Source organism: Pseudomonas sp. R2-37-08W, from assembly GCF_003851705.1.
Lineage (GTDB): Bacteria > Pseudomonadota > Gammaproteobacteria > Pseudomonadales > Pseudomonadaceae > Aquipseudomonas.
In genome coordinates, this window is record NZ_CP027728.1 from 4047322 (window position 1) to 4060844 (window position 13523).

The 13523-nt window shown below is 60.2% G+C and carries 10 protein-coding genes; 2 read left to right on the plus strand and 8 right to left on the minus strand.

The features are described from left to right. Positions 1 to 191 precede the first annotated feature (191 nt). The 7 genes from C4J93_RS18620 to C4J93_RS18650 form a co-directional block, all read right to left on the minus strand. Positions 192 to 1796, minus strand: coding sequence for a flagellar hook-associated protein 3 (locus C4J93_RS18620; RefSeq protein ID WP_124430165.1), 1605 nt, complete (start codon positions 1794 to 1796; stop codon positions 192 to 194). Positions 1797 to 1810: 14 nt separating this feature from the next. Continuing rightward, positions 1811 to 3856, minus strand: coding sequence for a flagellar hook-associated protein FlgK (gene flgK / locus C4J93_RS18625; protein ID WP_124430166.1), 2046 nt, complete (start codon positions 3854 to 3856; stop codon positions 1811 to 1813). Between the two features lie 10 nt (positions 3857 to 3866). Then, complete coding sequence (gene flgJ / locus C4J93_RS18630) at positions 3867 to 5132, minus strand: flagellar assembly peptidoglycan hydrolase FlgJ (RefSeq protein ID WP_124367857.1); 1266 nt, start codon at positions 5130 to 5132, stop codon at positions 3867 to 3869. Positions 5133 to 5136: 4 nt separating this feature from the next. Beyond that, entirely contained in the window at positions 5137 to 6246 is a 1110-nt protein-coding gene (locus C4J93_RS18635) for a flagellar basal body P-ring protein FlgI (RefSeq protein WP_372237507.1), read from the minus strand. 6 nt (positions 6247 to 6252) lie between these two features. Next, positions 6253 to 6948: a flagellar basal body L-ring protein FlgH gene (gene flgH, locus C4J93_RS18640; RefSeq protein WP_124363795.1), complete on the minus strand. Its 696-nt coding sequence runs from the start codon at positions 6946 to 6948 to the stop codon at positions 6253 to 6255. Between the two features lie 52 nt (positions 6949 to 7000). Then, positions 7001 to 7786, minus strand: coding sequence for a flagellar basal-body rod protein FlgG (flgG, locus tag C4J93_RS18645; RefSeq protein ID WP_057721328.1), 786 nt, complete (start codon positions 7784 to 7786; stop codon positions 7001 to 7003). A gap of 70 nt (positions 7787 to 7856) precedes the next feature. Beyond that, positions 7857 to 8597 carry a flagellar basal body rod protein FlgF gene (locus C4J93_RS18650; RefSeq protein ID WP_124363796.1) on the minus strand — a complete coding sequence of 247 codons (741 nt, stop codon included), beginning with the start codon at positions 8595 to 8597 and terminating at the stop codon, positions 7857 to 7859. Positions 8598 to 9187: 590 nt separating this feature from the next. Between C4J93_RS18650 and C4J93_RS18655 the strand changes: the two genes are divergently transcribed. Next, entirely contained in the window at positions 9188 to 10312 is a 1125-nt protein-coding gene (locus tag C4J93_RS18655; protein WP_124369797.1) for an IS481 family transposase, read from the plus strand. Positions 10313 to 10869: 557 nt separating this feature from the next. On the opposite strand, the gene C4J93_RS18660 is transcribed toward C4J93_RS18655, so the two are convergent. Continuing rightward, positions 10870 to 12432 carry a sigma-54-dependent transcriptional regulator gene (locus C4J93_RS18660; RefSeq protein ID WP_124430167.1) on the minus strand — a complete coding sequence of 521 codons (1563 nt, stop codon included), beginning with the start codon at positions 12430 to 12432 and terminating at the stop codon, positions 10870 to 10872. A gap of 257 nt (positions 12433 to 12689) precedes the next feature. Between C4J93_RS18660 and phhA the strand changes: the two genes are divergently transcribed. Then, positions 12690 to 13481, plus strand: coding sequence for a phenylalanine 4-monooxygenase (phhA, locus tag C4J93_RS18665; RefSeq protein ID WP_124430168.1), 792 nt, complete (start codon positions 12690 to 12692; stop codon positions 13479 to 13481). Positions 13482 to 13523: the final 42 nt, after the last annotated feature.

Below are 13523 nucleotides of genomic sequence, written 5' to 3' on the forward strand. Positions count from 1 at the left end.
CGCTGAAAGCCGCGCAATAACCACAGCAAGGCGACTTATCCTTTTCACACGATACAGTGAAGATGCGCTTTATGACTCGCAGGTCACTCAATTTTGTGTGGTTTATGCAAAACCTTCAAACAATTAAGCCTATGAACGACAACGGCCCAGCCTGTTTCCAGGCTGGGCCGTCGGGCTGCTCTGTTGCGCGCTTACATCTTGTTGAACAGGCTCAACTGAGAGACTTTCACGAAAGCCAACTGCGAAGCTTGCAGCATGGTCTGCTGCAACGTCAGGTTGATCGCCGCTTGTGCCGTGTCGATATTGCCAAGATCGCTCATGGTACTGGTGTTGGCCAGGCCGATGCTGGTGTTTTCGCTGGTCTGTATATCCAGCGCATTCTGCCGTGCACCAATAGAGCCTCGCACACCGTCGATCTGGGTGCGGGTGTTGGAAAAGTTACTGATGGACGCATCCAGCACGTCCCGAAGCTTGAGCATCGCCGCTGGGTTGCCGTCGGCCGGTTGCTCCAGGGCCTGGCGCAACTGGCTCAAGGTATCCAACGCGTTCTGGGTCTTCTGGGTGCTGGCCAAGACCGCGAATTGATCACCAGCCTGCGGCGTGCCGCTGACATCAAAGCTTACCCCGGCAGCAGTAACTGTCGTGCCGCCGCCCGTATCACCCGTGGCAATCGTCTTGCTGTCGGCGGTATAGGGCTGGGCATACACTTCATAAGCAGTGCCGCTGGTGAATTTGATCACCGCCCCATTGTTGGCCGGGAACGTGCTGACATAGGCCGCCTGGTTACTCACGGTGGCATTGGTCAATTGCGCGGCAGAGGCGTTGCTGGGCGTACGCGAGACACTGAAGCTGTCCGGCTTGGCCGCCAGACTGAACGAACGGTCCTTGACCAGCGCATCGGAATTCGGCCCGGTGGCGACATCCTTGAGGTTAAGGGTGATATCGAAATTCACTCCGCGCACGCTCACCGTGGCGCCCTCCTCCTTGCTGGCGTCGAAACTGCCATTGCCCGCAATTTCGGAGGTGATGTCATTGCCGTTTCGATCGGACACCTTGAACTGCGTGCTGCTGGTGAACGTCAGCTGGTAAGGCTGGCCGTCCGCGAATTTATTGGTGTAGTCGGTTTCCGACGTCACCAGGCCAGCCGATAGCGCCACTTTGTTGTCGTTCGGCACCGGCGCAGTCGCCGGCGGTACCACGGCAGGCGGAATCCACGTCGCCTGGGTGCGACCCGAGTTGATGGCGCCACCCATGATGCTCTTGCCGGTATCACCGGCGTTGACTTTGAGCGTGTCGGAAACCTGCAGGCTCAGGGGCGTTTCATCACCCTGGTAATTGTAAGTGCCATCGCTGTTGCGACTGTAGGGCGGCGTCGAAGTCCTTGAGCCGGAAAACAGATAATTACCCGACGAGTCCTTGCTGTTGAGCAAGCCCAATACCTGGTCCTCGATGGCACCGATCTCACCGGCAATCGACTTGCGATCCGCATCGCTGAGCGAGCCGCCGGCGCGCAGGGCGAGCTCGCTGGCTTTTTGCAGCGCATCATTGATGGAACCCAGCACGCTTTCTTCGTTGGTCAGGGAGTTTTTCAGGCTGGTGATGTTGCCGTTGAACTGGCTGAGCATGTCTTTCTGTTGTTGCAGCATCAGCAAACGCGCCGCCGCGATCGGGTCATCGGAAGCGGTTTGCACACGCACACCCGTAGAGGCCTGCTCCTGCGCTTTCACCACGCTGGAGTAGTTATCCGAATACTTGGCAGAACTGGTTTCGAAATATTGAGCGGTAGAAATACGCATCGTCCCAGACTCCCTTAAAGACTATTGATCAGCGTGCTGAAGGTTTCTTGCGCAGCCTTGATGATCTGCGACGACGCGGTGTAGTACTGCTGGAACTTGATCATGTCGCCCGCCTCTTCATCCAGGTTGACCTGGGACACCGAGTTGCGCGCGTCCTGGTTGGCCTTGAGCAAGGCGCCGGTGGCGGTAGTGTCGGTATTGGCCGAAGCGGCCTTGGCGCCCACGGTCGAGACCAGGCGGCTGTTGGCCGCCACCAGGCTCAAGCCGCCGCCAGTGCCGTCGGACAGGCCGACTGTAGTTTTGGTCTGCAGGTCGAGCAAGGCCTGGGCGTTACGGTTATCCGACTTGCCCGAGGCGTTGAAGGAAAACGTAGTGCTGTCGCCTGCAGCGGGCGCACCGGCGACGGTGGTATCGAACTTGAAGCTCTTGGCCGGCACCAACAGCGTGCCGTTGGCATCGCGCATCGGTACGTCGACGGTGATCTTGTTACCCTGGCCCGGCACGATGGTGCCGGTGCCGATCGAGTTACCCTGGGCATCGTTGAGCGTGTAGCCCTGGGTGCCATCAGCCGCAGGCTTGCCGAACACCATCTTTACCGGCATCGAATGTTCAATGCCGGTACGCAATTGCGCGGTGTCGGCACCACCATGAATATCGATCGGCAGGGTCAGGGTCGGCGGAGTAAAGGTGCCGGTGCCCTGGTTGGTCTTGCTGCCCTCGCCCAGCAATGGCCCGGCGAACGCGATTTTATTGGCGTCGGTCAACGCGGTGCCGATGGTTGCCGCGCCCGTGGCCGTCGGGCTGACTTTGAAACTGTCGCCCGCCGCAATCGGCCCCTTGCCATCCAGGGCCAGCGTGAAGCCGTCGATCACCGGTGGCGGCGTGGTAGTGGTGTCGAACGCGCCCATGGCTTTGCCGTCGGAACGCACCACGGTGTAGTTGTTGCCGCTGGTAAAGGTGACTTTATAGTCGTAGGTCGACAGCTTGCTGGTGTCGCTGATGCTCACGTTCAAGTTGCCGGAGCCAGTGCTGTTGCCCATCGAGCCCTGACTGCGCTGGGCAATCGCGGCCGCGCTGTTGATGTCCTTGAACAGCGACGCACCGAAGTCACCGTTCAGGTCCAGGCCCTGGCCCAGTTGGCTGTTGACGGTATCGGCGGTCGCCAGGGCGATGCGCCCCAGGTCGTTGATGGCCGGCATCAGGGCGTCGCTGCGATAACGCAACAAACCGCCAATGCTGCCGCCACTGAGCACGTTGCCCAGGTCGATAGCCGTACCGCCGCCGGCATTGAGCTGGATGGTGTACTGGCTTGGATCACTGCTGCTCGATACCGCCGAAATCGTGTTGGACTGATCGCCCAATACCAGGGATTGGCCGGTGCCGGTGCTGACGCTGAACACGCCGTTCTTCTCACTGGTGGTCACGCCGACCAGTTCATTGAGCGAACGCACTGCTTCGTTACGCGCATCCAGCAGGTTGGCCGGGGCGCTGTTGCTGGAGCCTTGGGCCAGGGTGATCTGCTTGTTGAGGGAAGCAATCGAGGAGGTCAACTGGTTGACCTGATCGCTCATGGTCACCAACTGCCCGTTGATCGACTCTTTCTGCTCATTCAATTGGCTGGAAATCGAATTGAAACGGTTGCTCAGGGTCTGGGCGCTGGTCAGCAGCACTTGCCGGGCAGACACATCGCTGGGGTTGGCCGCCGAAGTCTGCACAGCGGCGAAGAACGCGCTGAGTACCGAAGACATGCCGGTGGTCTTGTCCGACAGGGTCTTGTCGATGGCGCTGGCCTGGCTGGAATAGGCCTTGGCGTCGTTGTTGAGCGCCGTGCTGTTCTGGTAGGCCGCGTCGAGGAATTCGTTATACACCCGGCGCACATCGGCCAGGGTCGTGCCGCTGCCGATGTACACACCGCCGTAAGGGTTGTTGGCATTGGCATTCTGCGTGGTCTGCTGACGCGAATAACCCGAGGTGTTGGCGTTGGCGATGTTATTACTCAAGACCGACAACGATCCTTGAGCGGCATTGAGCCCTGACATCCCGATACTGAGCAAACTCATGGTTCAGACCTTATAAATGTGTGGTTGCGCCAGCGGCAGCGTAGTTCTGGTAACTGTTCATGTTTTTGGCGATCTGCGAAATCTTGCTGGCATAGGCTGGATCGGTTGCATAACCGGCCTTTTGCAACTCGCGTACAAACTGTTCCGGGTTATCGGCTGATTTCACAACTTCTTTATAGCGATCATTGCTTTGCAGCAGGGTCACGAGGTCATGGAAGCTGTCCTGATAGGAGCTGTAGGAGCGGAACTGCGCCGTCTCCTTGACCATCGCGCCATCGCGAAACTCGCTGGTGATCGCACGCGCCTGGCCACCCTGCCAGCTCTGGCCGGCCTTGATGCCGAACAGGTTGTGGCTGCTGCTGCCGTCTTCGGCGCGCATCACTGATTTGCCCCAACCGGTTTCCAGGGCGGCCTGGGCCACCAGGTACTTCGGATCGATACCGATACGCGCGGCGGCGGCCTTGGCCATCGGCAGCATGGTGGCGACGAATTCATCCTGCGAGCTGAAGGCTTTTTTCGCCGGTGCCAGCGGTGGCTGGGCGATGGCGCGGCCGTAGACCTGCATCTTGCCGCTCGGCACGGCAACGCTGCGGGCGCTGCTGTTGACCACGTTGTCGTCGGCGGCACTGTTGCGCAGTGGCGCGCTGGTGGTTTGCGCAGCGACCGGCGTGCTCGGCACAATGCCCGCGAGCAGGCGGTCGGTCAGCTTGCTTGGCAAGGCGATACGGCGCTGGTTCATCAGCTCCATATCGTTGGCATGCGCACTGGCGCCCTCGGGCACCGCCACGCGGTAGGCCCACAACGGGCGCTGGCCGTTGGAGCGACCCAGCGGCCCTTGCGCCTGGGTGCCGGCGGCAATTTCCGTCGGCACGTCGGCTTTCTTCGCCGGGGCATCGGCTGCCGGGCCCTGCAAGGTGGCCGCCTGGGCGTCCACCGGTTTGTTCTTCTGCATCTGGCGCATCAGCACGTCGGCCAGGCCGATACCACCGCCTTCGCGGGACATCGACACTGCCAATTGCTGGTCGTACATTTCCTGGTACTGCTTGGCCGCCGGGGTGTTCATCGGGTTGTCCTTGCCCAGGGCCTCGGTGGCTGAGCGCATGGACTTGAGCATCTCGCTCAAGAACAACGACTCGAACTCCTGCGCGACTTTGCGCATGTTGCCTTCGCTGTTCTTGTCGGCGCCGACCTTGAGCTGGTTAAGCCGATTCAGGTCGGAGTAAGACCCCGAGTCCGCCGTGCTGCTGATCCCGCTCTTGCGCATATCCATGACCATGGCCTCAGATCACGATCAGGTCGGCTTGCAAAGCGCCGGCCTGTTTCAGGGCTTCGAGGATCGCCATCAAGTCGCCAGGGGCCGCGCCCACTTGGTTCACCGCGCGGACGATCTCGTCCAGGGTGGTACCGGGGCCGAACTTGAACATCGGCTTGGCTTCCTGCTGGGCATTGACCCGCGAACGCGGGACGACCGCCGTCTGGCCGTTGGACAGTGGCCCCGGCTGGCTGACAATCGGGTCTTCGGTAATGGTCACCGTCAGGCTGCCGTGGGTCACCGCCGCCGGCGAGACCTTGACGTTCTGGCCGATCACGATGGTGCCCGTGCGCGAGTTGATGATGACTTTAGCCACTGCCTGGCCGGGGTCGACCTCCAGGTTTTCCAGGATCGACAGGTAATCGACGCGCTGGCTGGGATCCAGGGGCGCGGTGACGCGCACCGAACCGCCATCAATGGCCTGGGCGACGCCTGGGCCAAGCATGTCGTTGATCTTGTCGACCACGCGCTTGGCGGTGGTGAAGTCGGAACGGTTGAGGTTCAGGGTCAGGCTGTTGCCCTGGTTGAAACCACTCGGCACGGTGCGTTCAACTGTGGCGCCACCGGGAATGCGCCCGGCCGACGGTACGTTGACAGTGATCTTCGAACCGTCGCGGCCCTCGGCGTCGAACCCGCCCACCACCAGGTTGCCCTGGGCGATGGCGTAGACGTTGCCGTCGATACCTTTGAGCGGCGTCATCAGCAACGTACCGCCCCGCAGGCTCTTGGAGTTGCCCATGGACGACACGGTAATGTCCACCACCTGCCCCGGCTTGGCGAACGCCGGCAAGTCGGCGCTGATCGACACCGCCGCGACGTTCTTCAGCTGCACGTTGCCCGAGCCTGGCGGTACCTTGATGCCGAACTGCGACAGCATGTTGTTGAAGGTTTGCAGAGTGAACGGGGTCTGGGTGGTCTGGTCACCCGTGCCATTGAGCCCCACCACCAGGCCATAACCGATCAACTGGTTACTGCGCACGCCGGAAATGCTGGCGATGTCTTTCAGGCGTTCGGCCTGGGCGACGGCGCTCAGGCACAGCAACACGACCGCCGCCATCAACTGCTTGAAGTTCAAAATGGCCACCTAGAAAGGGAACAGCGGGCTAAGGAAGAAACGGTCGAACCAGCCCGGCTGGCTTGCATCAGCAAACGAACCTGTACCCGAGTAGGTAATCCGTGCATCGGCAATCCGCGTCGACGGCACGGTGTTGTCGGTGGAAATATCATCGGCACGCACCATGCCGGCAATGCGCACCAACTCGTCGCCGGTATTGAGGGTCATCCACTTTTCACCGCGTACCGCGATAATGCCGTTGGGCAACACATCGGCCACGGTCACGGTGATCGAGCCGGTCAGGCTGTTGCCCTGCCCCGCCGCGCTCTTGCCGTTGGTGGCGCGGTCGCCGCTGTAGCCGGCACTGAGGCTCAGGTCACCGTCACCCAACGGGTTATTGGTGGTCAGGCCGCCGCCGAACAGCGACGTCAGGCCGATACCGGTCTTGCTGGTCTTGCCGATCTGCGAGTTGGCGTTCTTGCTGGCCTGGGTCTTCTCGTTCAGGGTGATGGTGATAATGTCACCGACCCGGAACGCCTTGCGGTCGCTGTACAGGTTCTGCTCGAAACCGGCCTGATAGATCGAGCCATTGTTGGCCGCCGCCGGCAACGGCGTGCGCGGCAACACCGGCGCGTAGTACGGGTCATTGGGTTTCGGCGACGGGGCGACACAGCCCGCAAGCACGGCGATCCCACTCAATGCCAGAACAGAAACAATGCGATTCATGACCCTAACCTCACGGTGTTGCAGGCGCTTTCAAGGGCGCCCCATAGACTGATTACAGATTCTGCGTTACGAACGAAAGCATCTGGTCGGCGGTGGAAATCACCTTGGAGTTCATCTCGTAGGCGCGCTGGGTGGTGATCATGTTGACCATCTCCTCAACCGTGCTGACGTTGGAGGTTTCCAGGGTGCTTTGCAGCGTGGTGCCGAAACCGTTCAGGCCAGGGGTGCCGATTTGCGGCGCGCCGCTGGAAGCGGTTTCCAGGAACAGGTTGTTGCCCATGGCCTGCAGGCCGGCCGGGTTGATGAAGTCGGCGGTTTGCAGGTTGCCGATCACTTGCGACGCAGGGTTGCCGGCCACGGTGATGGACACGGTGCCGTCGTTGCCGACGGTGAAGGTCTTGGCGTCTGCCGGGACCACCACGGCTGGCTCCAGGGCAAAACCATTGGCAGTCACGATCTGGCCGTTGGAGTCCAGGTGGAAGGTACCGTCACGGGTGTAGGACGTAGTGCCATCCGGTTGCAGGATCTGGAAGAAGCCACGGCCGTTGATCGCCATGTCCAGCGGCTGGCCGGTCTGTTGCAGGTTACCGGCGCTGAAGTTTTTCTGGGTGCCGACGATCTGCACACCGGTACCCAGTTGCAGGCCCGACGGCAGTTCGCTGTCCTGGGTCGACTGGGCGCCTGGCTGGCGCTTGATCTGATAGAGCAAGTCTTGGAATTCGGCGCGATCACGTTTGAAACCCGTGGTCGACACGTTCGCCAGGTTGTTGGAAATGGTGGTCAGGTTAGTGTCCTGGGCGGACAGGCCTGTCTTGGCAACCCATAGAGCCGGAAGCATGCTGTTCTCCTTCGTGCGCCTGTTTGTTGGCGCCGTGCTGCGCTGTTTATTTAAAAGCCAATTAAGGCTGTTAGCTCATCTGCAAGACGCGGGTCATGGCCTGGTCATCTTCTTTGGCGGTGTTCATCATCTTGATGTGCAGCTCGAACTGCTTGGAGAGCGCCAGTACCGCGGTCATTTCCTCAACCGCATTGACGTTGCTCGCCTGCAGGAAGCCCGAGGTCAGCTTGACGTTCGCGTCGGCCTGGGCCGGCTGGCCATCCTTGGTGTGGATGGTGCCGTCCAAACCTTTGTTCATGTTCTTGAGGTCGGGCTGGACCAGCTTGATACGGTCCACTTCGGCCATCACCCGCGGGCCTTCGCCCATGGCGCGGATGCTGATGGTGCCGTCGGCGCCCACTTCGATTTTCTGCTGGGGCGGCACGGCAATCGGGCCGCCGTTGCCCATGATCGGCATACCGTTGCCGGCCCGCAGCACACCGAGCGCATCCACGTTCATGCTGGCGCTGCGCACGTAGGCTTCGCTGCCATCCGGGGTTTGCACGGCCATCCAGCCGTCGCCGCTGACGGCCACGTCCAGGTCACGTCCGGTTTCGATCATCGCGCCGGGCGTGAAGTCGGTGGCCGGCCGTTCGGTCAGGGCAAAAGCCCGCGCCGGAAAGCTGTCACCGAACACCGGCATCGACCGCGCCTGCTCCAGGTCGCGCTGGAAACCGTTGGTGGAAATGTTCGCCAGATTGTTGGCATGGGCCTTCTGCGCCAGAGCATTCTGGCTGGCGCCGGTCATTGCCACGTAAAGGTACTTGTCCACGCTCTATCCTCTTTCTGACGGACGCTTGCCGTCCACCGCTGTACTGATGAGGCTTAAGCAATTTGCGAACCAACTTCTTAAAATTGGCTGAAGAGCAGGCAGGGCGGGGTTTGCGGGTGAACCGCAAGATTCCGAGCGTGGGGTGAGAGTCGAAAAAACGGCGGACTACTGCCGCTAACGGCAAGCCTCGGTCTTGAAGGCGACGCAAATCAAACTGTGGGAGGGGCTTGCTCCCGATGGCGGTGGGTCAGTTCATCAATCTGTGGCTGACACACCGCTATCGGGGCATAGGTATCTACACAACTTTGGCGTGGCCCTGAACCTGTGACGGCTCAGCAGCCGAAGCCTCTCTAACTGCCGCCCCGCGCTCCAAATGTGGGAGGGGGCTTGCCCCCGATGGCGGCCTGACAGACGACCGGGATGTTGGATCAGAGCGAGTACATATCCGTTGCTGCGGTAACGGCTGCTATGGGTTCCGCCCTTACGGCGTCTCACTTTTGAAAAGCGTGTACGGACCGGACACATGGTTGACGGGTGTGCGGGGACATGGTCGACACTTTGCGGCGAGCCAACTTCGTCGGAAAGCCATCATGCCTTGGACTACGAGAGACGCCATGAGCCTGAAAGAAGAGTTCGTTGCCTTAGCACGGCAACCCGGCAGCAACAAACGTGAGTTGTGTCGACGATTCGGTATCAGCCCACAAACAGCGTACAAGTGGCTCAAACGCTACGAGGCGCTGGGTCAGCCTGGTCTGCAAGAGAAATCCCGCAGGCCAGCGACCAGCCCTAAACTGACTCAGACGGCTTTGGAAGCCCAAATCATCGCACTTAGACAGGCCCATCCAGCATGGGGTGGACGCACCATTAGTAGCCTGTTGGAAAAGCGCATTGCTCCCAGCACCGTCACCAATGTCTTGCACCGCCATGGCCTGATTCAACCGCCTCAGAAGGAACATACGGCGACGTTGCGATTTGAACACGACGCGCCTAATGATCTGTGGCAGATGGATTTCAAAGGACATTTCGCACTGCAACAAGGTCGATGCCACCCCCTGACTCTGTTGGATGACCACTCCCGGTTCAGCCTAGCCATTGATGCCTGTGATAACGAACGGGGAGCCACGGTGAAGGAGAAGATGATCGAGGTTTTCCAGCGCTATGGCTTGCCAGTTCGGATCAACGTTGATAACGGCGCTCCCTGGGGCTCGCCACGCAATCCGGGTGAAGTTTCAGAACTGAGTATCTGGCTGATTCGCCTGGGAATTCGGATCAGCTTCAGCCGTCCTCGCCATCCTCAAACCAATGGGAAGATCGAACGTTTCCACCGCTCGCTCAAAGCAGAAGTGCTTGATGGGCGTTATTTTTCCACACTGATGGAGGCTCAATCGGCTTTTGATCAATGGCGTGAGGTTTATAACCTGCAGCGCCCTCATCAGGCGCTGGGCTACAAGGTGCCTATGGACCGCTATCGGAGCAGTCCCTGGGCGTATCCACAGCAACTGTCGGAATTTGAATATGGCCCAGATGATGTGTTGGCTAAGGTTTATGACAGTCGATTTCGCTTTCAGAAACGCTACTTCAGCATCGCCAAAGGTCTGCGTGGACAACACATCGCAATACGTCCTAACGCTGAGAGAGATGGCTTATTTGACGTCTACTTCTGTCATCAATTTCTACGGACCTTCGACGTGAATAACCCTGACTACGGGGCATAATGTGTCCACTATGTCCCCGCACAGGTGTCAACCATGTGTCCGGTCCGTACAAAAAGCGCAAAAGTAAGCAAAACGCTCTTGCCCCACCACTCGGCACCTCGCTTAGGCTCGGTGTGCCCGTAATCCGACAGTGATTTGGGGGGCCGCCGCCACGCGCCATCCATGGCGCGGGGCGGCTAAACCGGCATCCCTGCCGGTTTACCCCCCAAATCACTGTCGAATTCCGGCCAGCGTGGTTTAACGGGGCGCCTAGATCAAGAGCAAGATCAAGAGCGGCTCGCTTCGCATCGTGGTTACCTATGCTGCTACAAGTTGTGTAGATACCTATGGCTATCGGGGGCAAGCCCTAATGCGAGTCAGTTAAGAAGTAGCAGGAGCGAGAACTAACTTGTGGCGAGGGAGCTTGCTCCCGCTGGGGCGCGAAGCGGCCCCAAACAATGGGACTGTTGCGCAGTCCAGCGGGAGCAAGCTCCCTCGCCACAGGTTCGGTGTCGCCTTAACTGACTGGCATTAGGGCAAGCCCCCTCCCACATTTTTGGACCAATTTGTGCCAGTTGTTATTTGCCGGCCTTGAGGATTTCGTAGTCGCGCAGTTTGTTGGCGATGGTGGTGTGGGATACGTCCAGGCGCTTGCCCAGCTGCCGGCTGCTGGGATGCTCGGCATACAGCGCTTCGAGCACGGCCTTTTCAAACCGCCCGACGATGGCGTCCAACCCGCCTTCCAGCGAGAAATCACCAAGCGGCTGGCGCACGCCGTAATCCGGCAAGCGAATATGCTCAAGCTTGACCGTCCCGCCCTCGCACAGCGAAACCGCCTGGAACAGCACGTTTTCCAGCTGCCGTACATTGCCCGGCCAGTGATAGTGGCGGAGTTTGTCCATCGCGGCAGGCGCCAATTTGGGCAGTGGGCAACCGATCTGCCGACTGGCTTGATCGAGGAAGTGCTCGACCAATGGCCCGAGGCCGTCCAGGCATTCACGCAAGGGCGGGATATGCAGCGACAGTACGTTCAAGCGGTGATACAGGTCCTGGCGAAATTCGCCACGGGCGCATAGTTCGGACAAGTCGACCTGAGTCGCGCAGATCACCCGCACGTCGAGGTACACCTCTTCATCGCTGCCGACGCGACGAAAGCACCCGTCCTGCAGAAAGCGCAGCAGTTTTACCTGCAGACGTGCACTCATTTCCCCCACCCCATCGAGAAACAACGTGCCGCCCGCGGTCAGTTCCAGCAGCCCGAGCTTGCCTTCGGCCCGTGCGCCTTCGAACGCGCCGGGGCCGTAGCCAAACAGCTCGGTCTCGGCCATCGACTCAGGCAAGCCCGCACAGTTGAGCGCCATCAATGGCGACTGGCCGCGCGGGCTGGCGAGGTGACAGGCACGGGCCAGCAGCTCCTTGCCGGTTCCGGTTTCGCCTTCTATTAATAGAGGTGCATCCAGCGGCGCCATGCGCCGGGCTTCGCGCACCACGGCGGCCATCACCTTGGAACTCTGGAAGATGCTGTCGAAGCCGCGCAGTTCCTGCTTGCGCACATTGTAGATACGCTCGCCCACCCGGTCGGCGCGGTGCAGGGTCAACACCGCGCCGGCCATGGCTTCGCTGTCATCGTGTTCGGAGGATTGCAGCGGCGCGATATCCGCCAGGAACACATCGCCCTTGACCTTGACCCGCAGCCCGTTGATCCGCGACTTGCTGGCACGCACCAGTTCCGGCAAATCGAAATCTTCGGCGTAGCGCGACAGGGGAATGCCCGGCACTTCATCCACCCGCACCCCGAGCAACTGCGCCGCCGCACGGTTGGCCGCAACGATGGAGCCGCCCATGTCGATGGACAGCACCGGAAACTCCAGGGCGCCCAGCAGCGCATTGAGTTCCATGTGCCGACGCTCGCTGGGCATCAGCCCTACCCTTTTCACGCCGAATACGCCGGCGATCGCCTCAAACTGCGGGCGCAGCGCCTGGAACTGCATGTTCACCAGGTTTGGGCAGAACAGGTAGATGGCATTGCCATGCTCGCCGCCGACCTCGCCCTTGGCGACGTTCACGCCGTACTCCACCAACAGGTTGAGGATGTCCCGCAGGATGCCGATGCGGTTCTGGCAATGCACTTTGATACGCATGAAAAGGCCCGAAAAGTGGGTAGGCGCCGCGTCTTTTTGCCGCTGGGCGCAGATAGTCGTCAAGATTATGTGACAGCTCGGGCGCTTTTCCCAGCCTAAGACAACGACGAGCGCCGCATCCGTAACGAATAGTTTACAAAATTCGGTAATTTTTCCTACTCAAGGGCCTTTGAAGCCGCTGAAAACCTGCGCTGTGCGGGTTATCAATAGACACACAGCAGGACATAACAAGAACGAATGCCTAGCAGGAGAGCCGTATGAAGCAGACGCACTACGTGGCCCGCGAGCCCGATGCGCAAGGTTTTATCCACTACCCGCCGGAAGAACACGCGGTGTGGAACACCCTGATCACACGCCAGTTGAAAGTGATCGAGGGCCGTGCCTGCCAGGAATACCTGGACGGCATCGACAAGCTTGGCCTGCCCCTGGATCGCATCCCACAGTTGGGCGAGATCAACAAAGTGCTGGCCGACACCACCGGCTGGCAAGTCGCCCGCGTGCCGGCGCTGATCCCCTTCCAGACCTTCTTCGAATTGCTCGCCAGCAAGCAGTTTCCGGTAGCGACCTTCATTCGTACCCGTGAGGAACTGGACTACCTGCAAGAGCCGGATATTTTCCACGAGATCTTCGGCCACTGCCCGCTGCTGACCAACCCCTGGTTCGCCGAATTCACCCACACCTACGGCAAGCTGGGCCTGGCGGCCACCAAGGAGCAACGGGTGTACCTGGCGCGCCTGTATTGGATGACCATCGAGTTTGGCTTGGTGGATACCCCAGAAGGCGGGCGCATCTACGGTGGCGGTATTCTGTCATCACCCAAGGAAAGCGTGTATTGCCTGTCGGACGAGCCTGAACACCAGGCCTTCGACCCGCTGGAGGCGATGCGCACGCCGTATCGCATCGACATCCTGCAGCCGCTGTACTTCGTGCTGCCCGAGCTCAAGCGCCTGTTCGACGTGGCGCAGGAAGACATCATGGGCATGGTCGAGCGCGGTATGCAGTTGGGCCTGCATGCGCCCAAATTTCCGCCAAAGCCCAAAGCTGCGTAAACCTTACATTTTGACGCCAGGTGAGTCTGTTCCCTGGCCCCG

Coding starts and splice junctions, on each gene's coding strand:
- C4J93_RS18620 (WP_124430165.1), bottom strand. CDS start 1,796: ATGCGTATTTCTACCGCTCAATATTTCGAAACCAGTTCTGCCAAGTAT.
- flgK (WP_124430166.1), bottom strand. CDS start 3,856: ATGAGTTTGCTCAGTATCGGGATGTCAGGGCTCAATGCCGCTCAAGGA.
- flgJ (WP_124367857.1), bottom strand. CDS start 5,132: ATGGTCATGGATATGCGCAAGAGCGGGATCAGCAGCACGGCGGACTCG.
- flgH (WP_124363795.1), bottom strand. CDS start 6,948: ATGAATCGCATTGTTTCTGTTCTGGCATTGAGTGGGATCGCCGTGCTT.
- flgG (WP_057721328.1), bottom strand. CDS start 7,786: ATGCTTCCGGCTCTATGGGTTGCCAAGACAGGCCTGTCCGCCCAGGAC.
- C4J93_RS18655 (WP_124369797.1), top strand. CDS start 9,188: ATGCCTTGGACTACGAGAGACGCCATGAGCCTGAAAGAAGAGTTCGTT.
- C4J93_RS18660 (WP_124430167.1), bottom strand. CDS start 12,432: ATGCGTATCAAAGTGCATTGCCAGAACCGCATCGGCATCCTGCGGGAC.
- phhA (WP_124430168.1), top strand. CDS start 12,690: ATGAAGCAGACGCACTACGTGGCCCGCGAGCCCGATGCGCAAGGTTTT.